Origin of the sequence: Microcoleus sp. D2_18a_D3 (assembly GCF_036702455.1) — a bacterium.
Lineage (GTDB): Bacteria > Cyanobacteriota > Cyanobacteriia > Cyanobacteriales > Microcoleaceae > Microcoleus.
Map to the genome: position 1 here is coordinate 1 of NZ_JAUBTK010000072.1, position 20,492 is coordinate 20,492.

Consider the following 20,492-nt stretch of genomic DNA (forward strand, 5'->3'; position numbering starts at 1 on the left):
TTTAGTCGGGGTACTTCGCGTAGCGCTCAGATTAATCCCCTCTAAATATACCGAGGGACTTCCCGGCTGGAAGTTAAAGAACAAAATATGAATGCCCCTGTTGTGAGGACGGAACCTGGGGCACAGCAGGCGCGGTCGATCCAACAGACTTGATATGACAGTAGTCAGAAAGTAGGTAATAGAAGGCCCGGGAGCCAGAGAGCTAATTTCTCCCTATAGTTGTCATCTTTCTTCTGGGCGAGTGACCCGCGCTCCAGCGCTTTACGAGCGCGAAAGCGGTAGGAGAAAACGGGGGGAAGGGATACGGCTGTATAATCGATCGCTTCTGGTCGTGTTTGTAAACCGGGTTGTTGATGGAAACTAAGCAATTCCACTCCCATTGCTGGGGTGAAGTTAGCACGCGCCTTTGTTTTCTGAGCTGATTCGGCTAATGGTACGTCCTTAACCCAAATAAAAATGTTTAACCCTTAACGACAGAACAGGGGACTAGCTACGCATCCGCTTGGTGTCATTACTCAAAAAACCTAGACATCAAAGGTGTCAGGCTGCTCAACTGAAAATGAAGTTTTAGGCCCGAAGCCCAGTCACTTCCGTGCTGGGTCGTTGACTACTTTCAACAATGTTATTCCAGTATTATATTAATATATAATTTGTTAACTTGTACTTAACACTATCCGGGTAAATGAGCAATCCAACTCAACTCACCCCCGATTTCACGATCGGACATCTGCCGTGTCACGACTTCCAAGTGAGCGCTACAACTCCAGGACAGGTAGTGGCTGAAAGATTTGAGCAAGAACCAGACCTGCCGGGAGTCATTATTACTCATGAATCACAAGTATTGGGCATGATTTCTCGCCTCAAATTTCGAGAGCAAATGAGTTTTCCCGATCGCGTAGAACTGTACGGGTCACACCCGATTCGATCCTTGTTAGATTTTCTGAGAATTCCGCCTTTGCTGCTTTCGGAAAACTGGAAAATTGACGATGCCGTGCAAGCGTCTTTCAACAGGCACAAAGACTTAATTTATGAACCGATTATTGTGGTAATGGAAAACCAAAGCTACCGCCTGTTGGACGTTCAAACTCTGGTAATTACCCAGTCACAACTTTTAGCGCAAGCTAACAAAGTTATTCAAAAATACCGAGTAGAAAGACACAAGTATTTGGCGCTACTTCAACAAGAACAGGCTAAGGTTCACGAATGTAATGAGCTTTTAAAAATCCAACAACGTCAAATAGAAAAGTTGCATACGAATCCCAGTGCCCAGCAAGTGGCACTGGTCAAACAAGCTGAAGAAATTGCTCAAATGAATCAGCGATTTGTGAGGATTGCGAAACTGATTTCTTCCGAAGGTCGCCAAGCATTTCAAGCTACTTTTCAAGGTGCTACTTCTATTTGCAACAATACAGAGAAAATTTTGGGCGTGGGCAAAGCAATAGCTAATGATTTAGAAACGGTTAACCGCACTTCCCGAACCATCCGGGAGGCGATCGAACAAGTCAGGCATTTAGCAGTACAGGTGGCTGTAGTTACCAATCAAATGGGAAGTCAGCCCAGCGGTCTGAGCAAAGTGAGTCTAGAAATTGGCAGACTGGCAAGTAAAACTTTTGAATTGGGGACTCAAATGGAGCAAATTGCCAGTCGGTTTAAACTGCGAGTTCACGAACTCACGGAGGCAGCAAGAGCGGGTGCTAATGTCGCTAAATCCGTGACGATCAAGATCGATCGCGCAGAAATGGCCCTGCTAGAGTTGGAAGAATTAATAGCGGAAAAAAAATTTAATTCATTGAGCGCTATCCAAGAACCTTTGGCAGGCATAAAAAGTGTTACCGCTGATTCTTTAGTTCAAGAGATAGAACACGCCGAAGTAGCGGTCTCCGAGTTAGAAGACTTAGTTAAACATCAAGATTCCTCGCAATATCTGATTCAAAAGATTCAGCAGGCCCTGAAGTCCAAAAAGCCATAAAATCCCAGCCCGAATCTAATGAAATATTTCGAGAAGAAAACAAATAAAATAAAAATAATAATTTAGAATTATTCTATTTGCAGAAGACTATTTGTTATACTGAAGGTGGGGAATTTTTAAATTAAGTTGTAAAAAGGCTATTTAATTAGCCCCAAAAACCGATAAAAAGTTCCAATAATAGTTGGAAGGACAGGTGACGTTTATGAAAATCCTGCTGGTAGAAGATGACACAATTACAGTCAGTTTGCTGACTCAAGCGCTGAACTCTCACAATTACAATGTGAATGCTGCTGCCGACGGTGAAACAGCGTTGCATTTGGTGCAGGCATACGATTACGACCTGATTGTTTTGGATGTGCTGATTCCTAAACTCGACGGCATTAGTTTGTGTCGGAAATTGCGATCGTCCGGCTGCCAAATGCCGATTTTACTGCTGACAGCGCTAGATAGCAGCAACGATCGAGTCCAAGGTTTAGAGGCGGGTGCAGACGATTATGTGGTCAAACCCTTTAATCTCGAAGAATTAATCGCTCGAATTCGGGCTTTGCTGCGCCGGGGTAAGGCAACTTTGTCGAGTACAAATTTAACATGGGAAAAACTGCAAGTCAACCCGGACACTACGGAAGTAACTTATGCCGAAAAAGTGCTGCACTTGACTCCCAAAGAGTACAATTTGCTAGAACTTTTCCTGAGAAATCCTCGGCGCATTTTCAGTCGCAGCGCCATCCTCGATCGCATTTGGTCGGCCGGCGAATTTCCTCAAGAAGAAGCCGTTACCGCTCACATCAAGGGGCTGCGGCAGAAGCTGAAAGCAGCCGGGATGACAGTAGATTTAGTGGAAACCGTGTACGGATTGGGCTATCGGCTCAAAAGTCTGCCGGAGGAGATTGAGAGCCAACAAGTTGAGCAGGAAACGCCAGAAACTGCTAAAACTCAAGAGACTTTATCTACTGAATCTAGCGGGTCGAGTCAGGAATTAAACAAAGATGAGCGCCGTCTCAAAGTCTTGAATGCGATTGCACAAATGCGGGAAAATTTAAAAGCTAATTTTATAGAAAAGGTGGCGATATTCGATCGCGCGATCGCTCAACTGAAAAACGGAAGCTTGGAGGGCGAAGTGCGCGAGGAAGCCCAGGCTCAAGCTCACAAATTAGTCGGTTCTTTGGGCACGTTAGGGCTGCCGAAAGGTTCGGAAGTTGCGCGCCAGATAGAACATTTGTTCAAGCCTGAAAACATCTGGAAACCGGATACGGCTCAGCAGATTGAAGGCTTTCTGCATCAGATCAAACAGATATTCGATCGCCCGTCGCCCGAACCAGAAGGCGATTTGGTTCCTGCGGTTTCCCAAAAGCGCCGAATGCTGATTGTTGAGGATGATAATTTTGGGAGCGATCAACTCAAAACAGTAGCATCCGGTTCCGGCTTCCAGATAGAAGTCGCCAACTCTCCGCAAGCGGCAAGAAATGCGATTTCTCAACAGCCTCCCGACGCGATTTTGCTGGATTTGACATTTTCCAGAGCTCAGGAAAACGGACTTTCTCTCTTAGCCGAACTCCGCAGTGAAAAGCCCGAAATTCCGGTGATGGTTTTTAGCGGGCACAATCAATTGAGCGATCGAATAGAAGTTGCTCGTTTGGGAGCTTCCGGCTTTTTACACAAATCTATGCCCCCAGCAGATATACTCAAAGCAGTCGCCCAAGTTCTCGACCAGACTGGCCCTGCTGAAGCTAAAGTTATGGTGGTAGACGATGACGTGCATCTATTGGCTGCACTGCAAGTGATTCTAAAACCTTGGGGATTTCAAGTAACAACATTGGACGATCCCGAAAAGTTCTGGGAGGTACTCGAAACGACTTGTCCGGATTTGCTAATTTTAGATGTGGAGATGCCCGGTTACAGCGGTATCGAGCTGTGTTTGGCAGTTCGCAACGATTTGCGCTGGAGCAAGCTCCCCGTGCTATTTTTGACAGCTCATTCCGAATCGGAAATAGTGCGCCAAATGTTTGTCGCAGGTGCTGACGACTACGTGAACAAGCCGATCGTGAAACCGGAATTGATTGCTCGCCTCCTGAATCGTTTGGAGCGGACTCAACTGAGAAACAGACTGGCTCAGGCACAGCGCTAATCCCATTTTAGATTTAAAAAATTAAAGAATTAAAGAATTGAAGAAGTGGGAATGACTGATGAGATATGGGTTTCGATCGCGTACCTACACTTGTATTCTTTTTTTTTAATGGGATAACTAGGAGCAAATATGCAGTGCGTGTCCGAAACAAATCAGGAAGCCTTAGCCAAGACTGGGGATTGTTAGATTGTGTGATTGCGACGCGGTGCTGTTGATTGATGCTAGCCCGCCGAGAACACAGACGGGAGCATCTCACTTATGCAGCCCTCCGCTAGAAATTGGAGCCAGGAGTCAGGAGTCAGGAGTCAGGAGGAAAGAAGAAGAAGGAAGAAGGAAGGAGGAAGAAGGAAGGAGGAAGAAGGAAGGAGCCATAATAAGTGTTTTTACAAATATGAGATGCTCCCACACAGACTAATTTAGAGAAGTATTAATCAGTTGAAAGCAATGGTATTGCCCTCAGACACAGGCACTCTCAATAACAGCGACTGCGAACTAATTTACGCCCCGGGTTCCATTCAACCTCACGGCATCCTTTTGGTGCTGGAATCTCCGGCGTTGAAAATTTTGCAAGTTAGCAACAATACTTTTGAGGCGATGGGCCTTTACCCCGAACAACTTTTGGATCAATTTTTAGAGGAGTTTGTCGAGACTGAGGAAATTGAGGCTATTGAAAAAGCTTTATTTGAAAACGACCAACAACGTAACGCGCTCAGATTATCATTCAAAAGTCAAGACCGCAAGTCTTTTTTTGAGGGGACGCTACATCAATCAAATTCAGCATTAATTGTTGAACTAGAGTCGGTTGTTTCCCCAAAAACAACCGATTGTTTCAATTGTTATAATTTAGTCCAAGAGCCGATCGACAAAATCCACAGAACACCAAACCTACAAGTGCTGTGTCAGACAGCAGTTGAAGAAGTGCGGAGGATCATCGGTTTCGATCGGGCGATCGTCTATCAATTTGATGCCACCGGGGCGGGGCAAGTTGTCGCCGAAGACAAAGTAGAAAGTTTGGCTCCTTTATTGGGACTGCACTATCCGGCTACCGATATCCCCGCCCAGGCAAGAAACCTCTTCCACATGAATTTAATTCGGTTTATTCCCGATATTAACTGTCAGCCTGTAGAACTAATTCCTCACTGCAATCCGCTGACGGGTCGCCCTTTAGATATGGGCGGTTCTTTGTTGAGAACCGTTTCTCCTTGCCACGTTCAATATCTCACAAATATGAACGTTGCCGCTAGCATGACCCTAACATTAATCAAAGATAAAAAACTCTGGGGATTGATCGCCTGTCACCACCCAACACGAAAGTATGTCAACTACGAAACAAGAACCGCTTGCGAACTGCTAGCCAAGTTTGTAAATCTAGAACTCAGCTACAAAAAAGATAGCGAAGACCGGGAATATGCAATTTATTTAAAAGCACTTTGCCAAAAATTTATCACGGAAATTTATCAAAAAAACTGCTTTGTAGAAGGTTTACTAACATACCGAGATGAATTGCTGGCTTTAGTGGGTGCTACTGGTGGAGTTGTGTGTGCAAATGAAAGTTTAACAACCATCGGGCAAACCCCGGAATTGGTAGAAATCGAAAACTTAATTGCTTGGATAAAAACTCAAATAAATAATGAGGTTTTTTATACAGATTCTCTCTCAAAACTGTATCCGCCCGCCGAGAAGTTTAAAGAAGTTGCTAGCGGTTTGCTGGTACTTGCCATGTCCGAGATGCAAAATTATTACATTTTGTGGTTCCGTCCCGAAGCACTTCAAACTGTCAACTGGGCAGGTCCACCAGAGGGGCAAATTGAACTTAAAGCGGATGGCAGCCGATTGATGTCTCCTCGCATTTCCTTTGAGTTGTGGCAAGAAACTGTGAGGTCAAAATCTTTGCCTTGGCAGCCGTGCGAAATCGAAATAGCCCGAGAACTTCGAGTTGCTATTACTAGCATTGAGTTGCGGAAAACCAATGAGCAACTCAGCTTAGCTTTGTCGGCTACCAAAATTGGATTTTGGGACTGGGACGTGCAGAAAAATCGCATAGTTTGGTCGAGGGAACACGAAGAGTTGTTTGGGTTGATCCCGGGCACTTTTGCCGGAACTTATCAAAGTTTTGCAGCTTGCGTTCACCCCGAAGATTTAAAAAGTATGGAGAATGCTATAAATCAGGCGATCGCCCAGCGATCAGATTTCTGTCACGAAAAGCGCGTGGTTTGGCCCGACGGCAGCATTCACTGGATGGAGGGGAAAGGTAAGTTTTTTTACAACGAAGCAGGCGATGCAGTGCGGATGGTGGGGACTGTTACAGAAATTACCGATCGCAAAGCTAGAGAATTACAGTTGCGCCTGTTGGAATTAGTAGTCACCACCACTAACGACGCCGTGTTAATTACCGAAGCTGAACCGATTGAGGAACCGGGCCCGCGAATTCTTTATGTCAACCCAGCTTTCACGCGGATGACCGGCTATACCCTAGAAGAAGTTGTGGGCAAAACGCCGCGCATCTTGCAAGGACAAAAAACAGATCGCGCCAGTCTCCATCGAGTTCGGACAGCTTTGAAAACCTGGCAGCCGGTGCGGGTTGACTCGATCAATTACCGCAAAGACGGGACGGAATTTTGGGTAGAAATGAGCATTGTGCCGATAGCGGACAAAAATGGTGAGTTTACCCACTGGGTATCAGTGCACCGGGATATTAGCGATCGCAAATTTGCTGAAGCCGCCCTCCAACAGCTCAACGAACGGTTAGAAATGCGAGTTTTGCAGCGCACCAGAGAACTAGAAAGCTCTCAAGCAGAACTCCGGGAAAGCGAAGCTTTATTTCGCTCTCTGAGCGAGAGTTCCCCCGTGGGTATTTTCAAAATTGATACTGAGGGGAAATGTACCTATACAAATCCTCGCTGTCAAGCAATTGGTGGCTTCACACCTGCAGCAGCTTTAGGAAACGGCTGGATGCGGTTTGTTCACCGCGAAGACCTCAAACTAATTCTGTCTAAGTGGCCCCAATCGCAATCGCTAGATGGGGAATTTTCCTGCGAATTCCGCCACATCCAGCGAGACGGAACCATCCGGTTTTGTCGGCTTAAAACAGCTCCGATTTTTTCCGACAGAGATCAACTAATTGGTCACGTCGGCACAGTCACAGATATCACAGAAAGTCGGGCAATTGAAAAAATGAAAAATGAGTTTATTTCGATTGTCAGCCACGAACTGAGAACGCCGCTTGCCTCGATTCGCGGTTCTTTAGGTTTGCTGGCGGCTGGGGTACTAAAAAATAAACCGGAAACTGCCAAACAGATGTTAGAAATCGCTTCGAGCGATACCGAACGGTTAGTGCGTTTGGTAAACGATATTCTAGACTTAGAGCGGCTCGAATCAAGCCAAGTTATCCTCGTCAAGCAGTGGTGCGATGCCCAGGTTTTGATGCGGAAGTCTGCAGAATCTGTACTTTCTTTGGCTGCTGAAAATAACATTGATTTGTCGATTTTGCCCCAAACAGCAAAAATTTGGGCTGACCCCGACAGAATCGTTCAACTCCTGGTAAATTTGTTGAGCAATGCGATTAAATTCTCGGCTCCAGGGAGTACAGTAACTGTCAGGGTTGAAGATTTGGGCGATTCCCTACGGGATAGCTACGCTTCACGGGTTTTATTTGAAGTCAAAGATCGAGGGCGGGGGATTCCTACTGATAAACTAGAAACTATCTTTGGACGGTTTCAACAGGTGGATGCTTCTGACTCCCGCCAAAAAGGAGGTACGGGTTTGGGTTTGGCTATCTGTCGCAGCATAGTACAGCAGCACGGGGGCAGAATTTGGGTCGAAAGTGTTGTCTCACAAGGAAGCAGTTTCTATTTCACAGTGCCCGCACAGTTGGAAGGCGAAGGGGGAAAAAGTTTTGAGTTTTGAGATTGCTTTGATAAGACATCGCGAAAGCTAACGTTCCTCGCAACGCACGCGGGGAGAATGAGTTTGCAAGGGCTATATATCGATTTTTCTGTTCTCGGTTTAAGTAGGTGAGCGGCATAATATAGCAAACGCGCCCGACGATTAGGACGTTTTTAAGTGCTGAAACTCTTAATTTTATTGCTTCTTCCTTCTGCTATATCTGTCAAGAAACCCGGTTGAGGAGGCAGCGTGCGTAAGTTTTTTTTCGGTTTACCATGATTAATTTAAAATTTGAGTTTTAATTATGTCAGCAAAGCGCATTTTGGTAATCGATGATGAAAAAAACCTCTGCAGCGTGATTCAGGCCTGTCTGGAACATTTAGGCGGCTGGTTTGTACTAAGCGCGCCCGACGCCAGCCAAGGATTGCTTTTAGCTGAAACTCAACTCCCTGACGCTATTCTGCTAGATGTGATGATGCCGGATATGGACGGAGTTACTCTGTTTGGTTTGCTGCAAAACAATGCGGCTACTCGCGGGATTCCGGTGATTTTCCTGACGGCTAAGGTGCAGGCGATGGATTTGAGCGAATTTGCTGATTTGGGGGTAGCGGGGGTGATTGCAAAGCCTTTCGATCCTTTGAGTTTGGCACAGCAAGTGGCGGAAATTCTGGGTTGGGAACCGTTGCTTTAAACTTGGGGAAAATGCGATCGCAGATAGGATATCAAACTCGGCAGTTGAAACCGCTACTAGACAAACAAAGTCGGCCCAGGCCGACGGAAGAATCAAAGTGGCATTAAAGCCGGATGACGATCGAAAATCCCCTTTCTCATTCCCTTGATTCTTGCAAAATTCACGCAATTATGTTATTAAACCGGGTTTATGCGTCCAGGAAAGTTCTAGTTTTTCCTGCTATTTTCATAATTTCCTCATTTTTTTGATTTAGCTTTGAGGTGGATCGGTGATTGGTTAATTTAAACTCTGATTCCCTAGAAGTTCTAGAGATGATCTCAGGGAGTCGGGGTTTTTTGTTACCCGCAAAGGCGATCGGCTATCATCGTATTTACAGGCAGAAGAACTCCTCCAGAAGTTACGCACACTTGCCTCAAAAACGGTTTTTTTAAACCCGGAATCACAGATGCAGCCAAGTTTTTTGCTAAAAAACCCGGTTTCAGCCTGCTAATCCAAGATTTACGCAGAATTCCCTCAGAAACCGGGTTTTTTAACCCCGGAGCACAGATGCAGCCAAGTTTTTGGCTAAAAAACCCGGTTTTTGCCTAAGTGTTGTAATCCCTGCTTCGGCAAAAGTATATTTATTAAAAAAAATGATGGTCTTCATAATTTCCTCATATTTTTTAGATAAAGTTTACTCCTAGCTCTGGATCTAAAGGTCGATCGCACTCTCAGCACCATTCCGCTGCCAAAGAGCGAACCTGTTGTCAGGAGAGTTCGGGGCAGTGACGGTACTTTCGATTAACTCGTGCCACAGCACAACCAACCTAAATAAGTCAGGATCTAGGCCCTGCATACCAAACAAACCGGGTTTTTTACCGGGAAAAACCGGGTTTCTGCGCCAGTCCTCTAAGTGTTGGCAGGATAACTAAATGCTAAAAAAATTAATAACTGAGGATGTAAGGAACCCCACGCTTAAAAGCGGGGGCTTTTAGGAAGTCCGGCTCGTTCCGAGCGGTGCAAGAAGAAAGCCCGAACCTTACCAGAGACAGGATTAGACCTACGTTTTTAGAGTCATGATACCGGAAAATGCGACGCTAGTTTTCCGCTCTATCGCCAAAAGTTAAACAGGATTAACGGGGTTAAACCAGTGCTTTTGGCATAACAAGCTCCTAAAACATTCTCGAAGCGAACTTTACCCAGCAATGGAGGACTTTGTGTCTAATTTCGTTTTTCTACTTGATATCCACAAACGACCGCTCAATCCAATTCGTCCAGGATTGGCTCGCAAATTGCTAACCACTGGCAAAGCTGCTGTTTTTAAAAGATATCCATTCACACTCATTCTCAAGGTAGAGATAACAGCACCCCAGGAACCAATCACTCTTAAATTAGACCCTGGCTCCAAGGCTACTGGAATCGCATTAGTGCGAGGAGAGAATATAATCTTTGGTGCAGAGCTAACTCACCGAGGTCAAGCTATTAAAGCTAGTTTGGAGTCTCGCCGTTCATTGCGTAGAGGTAGGAGAAATCGTCATACTCGTTATCGGAAAGCTAGATTTCTAAATAGAACTCGCCCGAAAGGGTGGTTGGCTCCCAGCCTACAACATCGTGTCGAAACAACCCTAACCTGGGCAACTAGATTGATGAAAGTCGCTCCCATTGGTTCTATTGTTCAAGAACTTGTGCGGTTCGACTTACAACAACTAGAAAATCCAGAGATTAATGGACTGGAATATCAGCAAGGCGTTTTATGTGGTTACGAGATCCGCGAATATTTGTTAAACAAATGGGATAGAAAGTGCGCGTATTGTGGAGTTACGGATACACCGCTACAAGTCGAACACATTCATCCCAAAGCCAAAGGTGGATCTAATCGCATTTCTAATCTTTGTCTTGCTTGCGATGCTTGCAACAAAAAGAAAGGCACTCAAGATGTTGAGCAATTCCTATCTAAAAAGCCAGAGATTTTGAAGCGGATTCTATCTCAAGCACAACGTCCCTTAAAAGACGCAGCAGCCGTTAATTCGACTCGTTGGGCGTTATTTAATCGACTCCGTATGACTGGTTTACCAGTTTCTACTGGTAGTGGCGGCTTGACAAAATTCAATCGCACTCGTTTGCAGCTACCTAAATCTCACTGGTTAGATGCTGCTTGCGTAGGTAAAGTCGAAGAATTAAAGGTGCCGACTTCTCAACCGCTGCTAATAAAAGCAGCAGGACACGGTACTCGACAAATGTGTGGCACGGATCGGTTTGGCTTCCCAATTCGTCACAAGTCGAGAAAGGAAATTCATTTCTGTTTTCAGACTGGCGATATCGTTGGCGCGACAGTCACCGCAGGCAAGAAAGTCGGCTATTATGTGGGACGAGTTCTTTGTCGTGCATCCGGCTCGTTCGACCTTGCTACAACGAAGGGAAGAGTAGCAGGAATTAGTCATAAATATTGCAAGCCTATTCACAAAAAAGATGGCTATTCCTATGGATTTTGATTCAAGGCGACTGAAGTCGCAGCCGCTTTCCTCCCCATGTCGGTAGCCCGGGGCTTCTCGCTCGTTTTCTGGTGATTCGCGCTCTCGAATAACACCCCAAAAATAAGTCGGTCGTTTGAACAAGAGCCAAACTCGTAATTGCTACTAACAGGCAAGGCCAAGTCTCAGTAAGTTTTTGAAAGAGTGTGGAGATTTTTTAAATGTCTGATCAGCTATCTTATAAAGGTAACAACCAGATTCTGTGCTATTACGCAAATGTTAGCAACCAAGTTCAGGTGGTTCGGATTGGGAACATTCCTAATTGGTACTTTGAAAGAGTGATGTTTCCGGGACAGCGACTGATGTTTGAAGCTGCTGCTGAAGCAGTCTTAGAAATTCACACTGGTACGGTGGCAAGTGCTATTTTATCCGACAAGATTCCCTGCTACGTGCTGCGGGTTATAGAAGAGGTAAGTTCCGAGTTCGAGCTGGTGATGACCGAAGAACGATGGGCGGTATTAGCAGCCGGTTAAAATTCATGAGAAATCAGACGAGATCGAGAACGGCCACAAAAATATTAGTTAACGAGTGTTTGGGGACGGGGAAAATGCAGAAAAATCTTGTCAATATTACCTTAGCTGTAGTCACAGAGGAAGTAGAAATTATCTTGGAGTCTTATCCGAAGCACCCATACCAACAAGCTTTTTCGCCTTCGGGATTGCGACAGGATTTAATTGCTTATGTGCTCAGCCGAGTTCCTAATAGATATACTGCGATCGACTCCCGCGAGTCTGTGTCAAACCAAACAGTTCAGGTTCGCTGTTCTTCAGAACAGTTGCTGCACATAGAAAATTTGATTCATACTGGCATTCGCGACGTGCTGCACAGCTATCAGAAGATAGATTACCGCGTTCCTGAAGAAGTTAAATTCGATTCCAGAGTTGCTAGTTGGTTGTGATAGTTTCTTGTAATTGAGGGAGACGCCGAGATTCTCGGCACTCTCGGTTGGACGAGGTGGAATTGTGTACTGACCGAAAGCATCCAGGATACAAGCCCCCGGATTCATCCGTCCAGAAATAAAAAACCTGTATCCGATAAAGGCGCCCCCGAATTTATCCGTGGGGTCAATGCTTAAATCTAAAATCTAAAATCTAAAATCTAAAATCGATTGACTTGATGGTTCAAGACTTTTGGTAATCGCAGCAGCAGTTGCACGGGCCATTGGGATTGACAGCACAGCGCAGAATTTCCGATCGAGCATTAAAGCGACAGCTAGCATCTCCGATAACCCAGATGCCGCTTACAAAAGTTCTTTCCGTCGGCGGTGTGGCCGACTGCACGTACAGGGCAATTTTTTGCAGTCGGTAGCGGCCGGATTTGAGTTGATAGCGGTGGTGGCGTTCCAAAACAGCGTAGGTTTGTCCCTCTAAATCTACATAGTTCCCCGGTTGTGGCGTCCAATCCAGCCGAAGGCTACCTAAATATTGGCGGGGGTGAGAGAGAATCACCTCTACGGGTAAAGTATTTTGTTCCATGTGGCGGTGCGTTGGCGAACTGAACTAAAGGGGCAAATAGTTGACTCAACCTACATCTTGTTCATCTAGAAAGATAAGTTTTTATAGAGAGAGTAATTTAGGTTTAGGCGCTCAACTTAACTATAGAACCTTTGGCGATCGAGGAATAGGCGACTCCCTCCACTACGTTGGGCCCAACAGGCTAGGAAATAAACTTCAACTCGCTTGAGGTAACTAAAGTTAAGTTCGATTAGGTTTGATAAAGCAGTACACGCTGATGGTATCGCAACTCGCAGGTTCGATCGATACGCGGTTGAGATTCCTGAACAGATTTTAAGTAACCACACAAAATTAACCCTCTTTTGTCACTCTGGGAAATTAAAAATGAGAACCAAATTTTCAACTGTAGGTTTATCAAGGATTTGAGCATTTATTTTCCAACAGAATGGCCCAAATCAAGGTTTTTGGTAAAAGTCTTATGCTATAACCATCCCACATTATTTTCTGCCGAAAGTGACAAAAGAGAGTTAATTACATAAAGACTCCTTGCTAGGCAAGGGTTTCAGTAGAAATATTGTGTAATTAATTCTGCACACCTACTTAACGGTTTGCAGGACTTGGGGTGCTTTGGGTGCGTTTGTAGTGATCACTGAAGTCCTCTGATTTGTATGAGGACTTCAGTGATCACTACAAACCAAAGGGAATTTGTGGCAATCAAAATTCCCAAAAATATGCCATTCCTTCCATGATTCCCCAAGCGCAAGCAGAACCAGCTAAATAATGATTTTCAGTGCCGCATTCGCGATGCCATTCTAAGAGTTCTGATAGAGCATTAGCGACGATTACTCCCCGGACATCCTGTTCAAACATACTGATATCATTGCCAGAATCACCGCAAACTAATGTTGCCTCAGATGGAATTTGTAGGCGTTTTTGTAAATAAGTAAGGGCATTGCCTTTATTGCTAGTTTGCGGTAAAAGATCCACATCGCTATTGCTGCTAAAAATGATTTGAGCTGGCAGTCCCGATTCAGTTAACTTTTCCTGCAAAGCCTGGACAGTCGAGCTATTTTCTGCTGCTGGTTCCAGACTATAACTGATTTTCCAAGGATTTTGTTCTTTTGGGGATTGGGGTTTAAGCTGGGAAAACTGCTGAGCTAAAGAGGCGATCGCCATTTTATCCCAGCCTTGAGAAAGATATTCCGCCCAATCTAAATCGAGGGTTCCGTCTTTGTAAATTTCACTGCCTACACCTGCGATCAAATAGTCCGGTGCTAGCAGTTGCTTTTGGGCAATTAATTCGCAAGTTGAAGCATAAGAACGCCCGGTAGCGTAAACCAAACAAATTTGCGATCGCTGTGATTGCAAGCGCTGGTTTAAAACTTGAGTTGCTTCGTCATCTCCGACTAGCGTGTTGTCTAAATCTGTAACTAATAAAAACTTCATTTGGGGAATTAGTCAGGAGTCAGTAGTCATCAGTGATTAGTGATGGGGAATCGAGCGCTTCCTAAAATAGTTTTAACTATTTATAAGAATTTGTTAAAAAAAATACATTTATAAGCAAGCTTATCGGTTAAGCTTGGCCAGATTTAATTTTCCACAAGTGGTGTGAGTTTTATGGTGAATAATGCAACCTCGGTTAAAGCTTTTTGGCTGTCTTTCTTGATTTCTGGTGCGGCAGTGCCTTTGGGGCCGATCTCCGCAACAGCTCAAATTCAGGATACCTCAACTCCAGAAGTTGCGCTAGAAGCGAGTGCCGTCCCTACGGCTACCCCAGACGCAGCGCTGGCAGCAGGTAAGATTGAGATACCGCAGTTAGCGGCGATTACCGCAGAGACTAACTCCGCAGTCGATCGCGCTTTACCCGACACAGATGCAGCAACAGTCGATCGCGCTTTACCCGACACAGATGCAGCAACAGTCGATCGTGCTTTACCCGAAACAGATATAGCATGGGTGAATCGCGCTTTACCCCAAACAGATGCAGCAACAGTCGATCGTGCTTTACCTCAAACAGATGCAGCAACAGTCGATCGCGCTTTACCCCAAACAGATGCAGCCACAGTCGATCGTGCTTTACCCCAAACAGATGCAGCCACAGTTGATCGTGCTTTACCTCAAACAGATATAGCATGGGTGAATCGTGCTTTACCGCAAACAGATATAGCAACAGTCGATCGTGCAACAACCACCCCAGAAATAACGGAGGCAATTCGCGAATTGCCTCCACAGAAGTTAGAAATTGCAAACTCTCCTCAGTCTCAACAAGTTGCTGAAGCCAGCAAAGTTGCCGACATCAGCAGCGAGACAGGCACCGCTGATGACCTCAGCATACAAGAAGACGCAGCACAAGTCACTTCTGTTTCCCAACTCTCCGACGTGCGGCCGACAGATTGGGCTTTTCAAGCCTTGCAATCCCTAGTAGAAAGATACGGCTGCATTGCGGGATATCCAGACGGCACATTCCGAGGCAATCGAGCAATGACTCGGTATGAATTCGCCGCCGGATTAAACGCTTGCTTAGACCAAATTACCAAACAACTTGGCGGTTCTACTGGGAATTTAGTCAAGCGAGAAGATTTACTTGCTTTGCAAAGATTGCAAGAAGAATTTGCAGCCGAATTAGCTACATTGCGCGGTCGAGTAGATGCTTTAGAAGCCCGCACGGCCGAATTGGAGGCCAACCAATTTTCAACTACTACTAAACTCAACGGATTTGCTTGGTTTAATCTGAGTGGAGCTTTTGCGGACAAGGGAGTCCGAGTTGAAGCAATAAATGCAGATGCTGCTCCGCTCGATCGAGTAGCCGGACGCGATCCTGTCACCAACAGACCGATCGTGCAGAGAGTGGACGACCCAGAAATTACTTTCAGCCACTTAATTTGGTTAACCCTCACTACTTCTTTTACAGGCAAAGACCAATTGGTTACACAGCTAGCTGTAGGTAACGGAAATTCACCAGCCAATCAGTATACTTCTCCGGGTCTTTTTAATACCTTTGGCACTCCTTTTCTCGACCAGACTGCTGGGGTGAATCCCAATGAAGTTATCCTGCGAGAACTTTATTATCAGTTCCCGGTTAGCAACAGGTTGCAATTAGTAATCGGCCCCAGAATTAATTTCTACCGCTACTTTGACAACAATAATTTTAGCTTTTTCGTGGACGGTGCGAGCAGTTTTAATTCTAACAATAGCACTTTGTTAACTGCTACCAAACGCGGCGCAGGTGCTTTGGCTTTGTGGGATATCAGCCGCCGATTGAAACTGCGTTTAGGCTATTTGGGCGAGAGTATGGAATTTTTGCCCAGTTCGGTGTTTAATTCGGCTTCCAATCCGTCTCAAGGCTTGTTTGGTGGGACAAATACGAGTACCGCCGAACTAACATTCAGTCCGAGCGATCGGGCAAATTTGCGGTTTTTGTACAGCCGTTCCAACATCCAGCAAATTGGCGGGCTAATCGGAGCACCGAATGGCAGGCCCCTTAACGGTTTGGCAGATGACGGTTTCGGTGGCCGTCTCGGCAATGCTACTGCCAATACTTATAGCTTTAATTTCGATTGGTCGCTCAGCCGCCGTTTCGGTCTTTTCGGCCGCTACGGCTACGCCGAAACCAATATATTTCCCAAGACTGACCGACCCGACGGCACGATCAAAACTCAATCTTATATGTTAGGATTTGCACTTCCTGATTTATTCAAAAAAGGAGCTGTGTTTACGGCCTCATTTTTAGTACCTTTTGACGTTACTGGCGGTCGGAGGTTTCTGGTTTCTGGCGGGGGGAATGGTGGCAAGCAGTACGAAATTGAAGCCACTTATTATTTCCCTGTCACCGAGAATATTTCGCTCGTGCCGGCATTTTATGCGATCTGGAATGCCAATAATTTCGATAACAACCCGACAATTTTTGTGGGCAATTTGCGGACGCAGTTTAGTTTTTAATTCCCAGCATAAATAGATACCGTAGGGTGCGTCGCTACCCTCCAATCTGCAATTAAAATAGAAAATCTGGTAGCGACGCACCATACAAGATACCCACGTTGCAGCCAAAAGAAACCGGGTTTTTTGGAAAAACCCGGTTTCTGGATATCGTACTGCGTCCAGGACGGTTCCTTTTTCCTTCTACTTAATTGGAATTTCGATGATAAATTCACTACCTTTACCGGGTTCTGAGAGGCACTGCAATTTGCCGTTGTGTTTTTCAACGACAATTTGGTGAGAAATTGATAAACCCAAACCTGTGCCTTTACCTACGGGTTTTGTGGTAAAAAACGGGTCAAACAAACGCACAATCTGATCTTCGGGAATGCCCTGACCGTTGTCTTTAATCCGAATTAAAATGATCTGGTCATCAATCGTTTCAGTTTGAATCGTGATAGTAGGAAAGGTAGAATCTGCGGTGTCTTTGGCTTGGCTGCTGCTTTCTTCCAAGGCGTCGATCGCATTTGCCAATACATTCATAAATACCTGATTTAAGAGTCCGGGATGACAGTTTATTTGCGGCAGTTCTCCGTATTCTTTAATCACTTTAATGCCCTGCCATTGGGCCTTGGCTTTCAGCCTGGTGTTCAACATTAACAAGGTACTTTCTAAACCTTCGTGAATGTCGGCAGTCTTGATTTTAGCTTCGTCCGCCCGCGAGAAATTGCGGAGAGTTTGAATAATTTCTACAATGCGCTCGCATCCGGTCTGCATCGAATTGAGCAACTTGGGCAGGTCTTCTGCTAGAAATTCTAAGTCTATATCATCGGCTTGTTGCTGAAGTTTTGCTGGAGGATTTGGGTACTCTTCTCGATACACTTGCACGATTTCTAATAAGTCTAGAACGTAGCCTCGGACGTGGCAGAGGTTGCCGGCGACAAAGCCAACTGGGTTGTTAATTTCGTGGGCAATTCCTGCTAGCACCTGTCCGAGGGAAGACATTTTTTCGGTTTGTACTAACTGCATTTGAGTTTGCTGCAAGTCGCTCAAAGCTGTTTGCAGTTCTTGGGATTTTTGCCGATCGCGATCGGCGGCGGCGGCCCGTTCTTCCTCAACTCCGATCGCCCCGGCAATAATTCCGATCAGCTTGCAGTCGGCTTCTGTGGGCGCGATCGACTCAGTGTTGACAACGCACACGGCACCCACGTAATTGTCGCCCAGCCGCACTGCTTGTCCCAGATAGCTTCGCAGTTGGTAGCGGATGACAGCGGGATCGGTTTGGGCGTAGATTGTGTTCTGCAAGTCAGGAATGGCAACAGCCCGATCGCTTCCTTTGCTGCATACGTCAGTGCAGACGTGGCCTTCGGCGCGATCGACCAGCGGGTAGTCCGGCGGCGCTTGCCAAGTCCCGATTGCGTGCAGCAGTCCGCCACCTAAGCGGCTGTAGATGGCGCAGCTTCCGCCCAAAAGCTCGCCGGCTAAGGATGTCAGCCGCTGGATGTTCTCAGCGGCGTCGGTGGTGAATCCCAAAAAGCACTCGTTGATTTTGCTGAGGCGGTACTCTGCTTGCCTGCGCGCCGTCATGTCGCGGGAGTTGATCACAATTCCTTTCACAGCGGGGTCTGCTAGCAAGTTGATGCCGACACCTTCGAGAAAACACCAAGAACCGTCAGCGCGGCGGAACCGACCTTCTAGGGCGATCGGATCGCCTGGATTTGCGATCAGTTTTTCGCCGTCGGACATCACCGAGGGCTGGTCGTCAGGGTGGATCAAATCGAGAGCAACTTGACCGGCGACTTCATCGGGTTCGTAGCCCAAAACTCTTTCTACAGAAGGGCTTTCGTAAACAATGCGACCGCTGGCGTCGAGAATAGTAATGATGTCGGAACTGTTGAGAATCAGCGATCGCCACTTAGCCTCATTTTGGAACAAAGCTGACTCGGCTTGTTTGCGATCGGTAATATCCTCTACCATTTGCAAAATAAACTGTGGCGTTCCCTGACTGCTGTCGATGACAGAGGCGCTGAGGCGTCCCCACCTGATGCTGCCGTCTTGGCGGAGGTAGCGCTTCTCGATTTGGTAAGCTTCGCGGGAGCCCGCCGCCAACTGTCGGTGCAACTCCCCCGAAACTGGCGCGTCTTCCGGGTGCGCCCAGTCGTCGAGGCCGACACCCCGCAGTTGAGCTTCCGATAGCCCTAGCATAGTTTGAAATGCCGGATTAGTGGCGAGCGCAACACCTTCGAGGGTAGCGACTACCATGCCGATCGCAGCGCGTTCAAAAATTGCTCGAAACCGCTGTTCGCTGTCTCGCAAAGCTGCATCCGCTTCTACTTCCTGGGTGATGTCCCGCCCCGCGACGGCTAAACCTTTGCGCGAACCGTCGGGGTTGAACAGCGGCACTTTCCGCACTTCAAACAAATTGCTGCCGCCTGTGGGCAAGGAGACAATTTGGCGGCTGGAGGTAAGAGTGCCTGCTTGCCAGGTGGTTTCGTCGGTTTCCTGCCAAGTTAGCAGGATTTCTCTGACTCTCGGATCGGCGGCGCCAGCTAGTTCGGCAGTAGTTTTGCCCTGGTAGTCTGCGGTTTCCCAGCCCAAAAGTTGGAGGGCGCAGTCGTTGGCAATCAGCCAGCGCCCTTCGCTGTCTGTGAGGTTGATCGCGTCGGGCACGGCGTTAATCGCGGTTTTCAGCCAATATTCTTGATTTCGCAGGGCTGCTTCGGCGCGCTTGCGATCGGCGATTTCGGCGACGGTTCCTTCGTAGTAAAGGAGTTCGCCGCTTTCGTCGCGGACTTCGCGAACGTTTTCCGAGATCCAGGTAGTGCTGCCGTCTTTGCGGCGGACGCAGGACTCAAACTCTTTCAGGGAGCCGTTTTTGCTGATTTCTGCCATGAAGGAAGCGCGGCGGGTGCGATCGGCGTAAAGGTTTTTTGCCGAACATTTTGCGATCAGTTCTGAGGGGGAATCGTAGCCGTACATTCGGGCGAGTGCCTGGTTGGCGCTGAGGTAGCGTCCGTCTGGGGCGGTTTGAAATATGCCTTCGGTGGCGTTTTCAAAGATGCTGCGGTATTTTGCCTCGGCTTGTTTGAGGGCTTCTTCTGCTTGGAAGCGATCGGTGATATCAGATTGAACGCCGATGAAGTGGGTAACGATCCCGCTGCTGTCGCGCACCGGCGAGATGGTGAGTTCGTTCCAGAAGGCGGTGCCGTCTTTGCGGTAGTTTTTCAGAACTACTTTGCAGTCATGCTGTTCTTTCAGGGCCACGCGGATTTGATCGACGGCTGCGCCATCGGTATCCGGGCCTTGCAGGAAGCGGCAGTTCTGCCCGATTATTTCGCTGCGATTGTAGCCTGTAATCCGCTCGAAAGCCCCGTTGCAGTAGACTATAGGCTTGTCCGGCCGGGTAGCGTCCGCGATCGCGATGCCGTTGCTGGTAGCTGCCAGGGCGCGATCGTACAGCCTCCATACTTCTTCTATTAAATTCGGTGTGCCGCCAGTACGAGTCGGCGATAGCGTTTCAGAAGGAATGCTTATATCTATCTGCATGAGTTTCTATAAATTGAGTTTATTGTAGATCCCGACTGGCAGCACACCCTAGACTTTAACAAAATTGCCTGTTTTCCACAGGCAGAAGTTAGAAGGCTATTATGCAGAATGTGGGCGGTAAATTCTACCTAAAAAAAATCTGGCTTCCCTCGTTTTTTTCTCTTTGCTTCTGCCTTGTGCCTTCTACCTTCAAAGGAATCCTACTTGTTAATTTATAATAGCTGTTCTTGGGATCACTCTATCTTTAGTATGGTTTACTTGGTAGGGTTTAGGTAGCTTACAAATTCGCGCACTTATTTTTTTTATTGAACCAAAATCAGATACCAGGAGTCTCTATTGAAATATTTTTAATAAAAAACCTAGGACTTAAACGATTCAAAATATGCTAATAAAAAAC

The 20,492-nt window shown here is 46.6% G+C and carries 13 protein-coding genes; 9 read left to right on the forward strand and 4 right to left on the reverse strand.

What is annotated here, in order from left to right:
• Positions 1-682: 682 nt before the first annotated feature.
• From QUB06_RS25915 to QUB06_RS25935, 5 genes are all read left to right on the forward strand, one after another.
• The gene (locus tag QUB06_RS25915; protein WP_333437728.1) at positions 683-1,969 is read left to right on the forward strand and encodes a chemotaxis protein; all 1,287 of its coding nucleotides are present in this window, start codon (positions 683-685) and stop codon (positions 1,967-1,969) included.
• Positions 1,970-2,171: 202 nt separating this feature from the next.
• Positions 2,172-4,094: a response regulator gene (locus QUB06_RS25920; RefSeq protein WP_333437729.1), complete on the forward strand. Its 1,923-nt coding sequence runs from the start codon at positions 2,172-2,174 to the stop codon at positions 4,092-4,094.
• Between the two features lie 258 nt (positions 4,095-4,352).
• On the forward strand, positions 4,353-4,514 hold the full coding sequence (locus QUB06_RS25925; protein ID WP_333281436.1) for a hypothetical protein: 162 nt from the start codon (positions 4,353-4,355) through the stop codon (positions 4,512-4,514).
• Positions 4,515-4,538: 24 nt separating this feature from the next.
• Complete coding sequence (locus tag QUB06_RS25930; RefSeq protein WP_333437730.1) at positions 4,539-8,000, forward strand: PAS domain S-box protein; 3,462 nt, start codon at positions 4,539-4,541, stop codon at positions 7,998-8,000.
• Positions 8,001-8,283: 283 nt separating this feature from the next.
• Positions 8,284-8,670, forward strand: coding sequence for a response regulator (locus QUB06_RS25935; protein ID WP_333437731.1), 387 nt, complete (start codon positions 8,284-8,286; stop codon positions 8,668-8,670).
• A 691-nt stretch (positions 8,671-9,361) separates the two neighbouring features.
• Here QUB06_RS25935 and QUB06_RS25940 read toward each other — a convergent pair.
• On the reverse strand, positions 9,362-9,505 hold the full coding sequence (locus tag QUB06_RS25940) for a hypothetical protein (protein WP_333281442.1): 144 nt from the start codon (positions 9,503-9,505) through the stop codon (positions 9,362-9,364).
• Positions 9,506-9,866: 361 nt separating this feature from the next.
• Here QUB06_RS25940 and iscB point away from each other — a divergent pair, with 361 nt between their 5' ends.
• From iscB to QUB06_RS25955, 3 genes are all read left to right on the forward strand, one after another.
• Positions 9,867-11,141: an RNA-guided endonuclease IscB gene (iscB, locus tag QUB06_RS25945; RefSeq protein WP_333437732.1), complete on the forward strand. Its 1,275-nt coding sequence runs from the start codon at positions 9,867-9,869 to the stop codon at positions 11,139-11,141.
• A gap of 200 nt (positions 11,142-11,341) precedes the next feature.
• Positions 11,342-11,653 (forward strand): DUF1830 domain-containing protein, encoded by a 312-nt coding sequence (locus QUB06_RS25950; RefSeq protein ID WP_333437733.1) that lies wholly within the window; start codon positions 11,342-11,344, stop codon positions 11,651-11,653.
• A gap of 5 nt (positions 11,654-11,658) precedes the next feature.
• Positions 11,659-12,078, forward strand: coding sequence for a hypothetical protein (locus tag QUB06_RS25955; protein ID WP_333306801.1), 420 nt, complete (start codon positions 11,659-11,661; stop codon positions 12,076-12,078).
• 223 nt (positions 12,079-12,301) lie between these two features.
• Here the strand turns inward: QUB06_RS25955 and QUB06_RS25960 are convergent, their stop codons facing one another.
• Positions 12,302-12,655, reverse strand: a complete 354-nt coding sequence (locus QUB06_RS25960; protein WP_333106534.1) for a DUF6464 family protein — start codon at positions 12,653-12,655, stop codon at positions 12,302-12,304.
• Positions 12,656-13,348: 693 nt separating this feature from the next.
• Positions 13,349-14,080 carry a sucrose-phosphate phosphatase gene (locus tag QUB06_RS25965; protein ID WP_333139561.1) on the reverse strand — a complete coding sequence of 244 codons (732 nt, stop codon included), beginning with the start codon at positions 14,078-14,080 and terminating at the stop codon, positions 13,349-13,351.
• Between the two features lie 171 nt (positions 14,081-14,251).
• On the opposite strand from QUB06_RS25965, the gene QUB06_RS25970 reads away from it, so the two are divergent.
• Complete coding sequence (locus QUB06_RS25970) at positions 14,252-16,573, forward strand: iron uptake porin (protein ID WP_333437734.1); 2,322 nt, start codon at positions 14,252-14,254, stop codon at positions 16,571-16,573.
• 180 nt (positions 16,574-16,753) lie between these two features.
• Here the strand turns inward: QUB06_RS25970 and QUB06_RS25975 are convergent, their stop codons facing one another.
• The gene (locus tag QUB06_RS25975) at positions 16,754-20,095 is read right to left on the reverse strand and encodes a PAS domain S-box protein (RefSeq protein WP_333437735.1); all 3,342 of its coding nucleotides are present in this window, start codon (positions 20,093-20,095) and stop codon (positions 16,754-16,756) included.
• Positions 20,096-20,492: the final 397 nt, after the last annotated feature.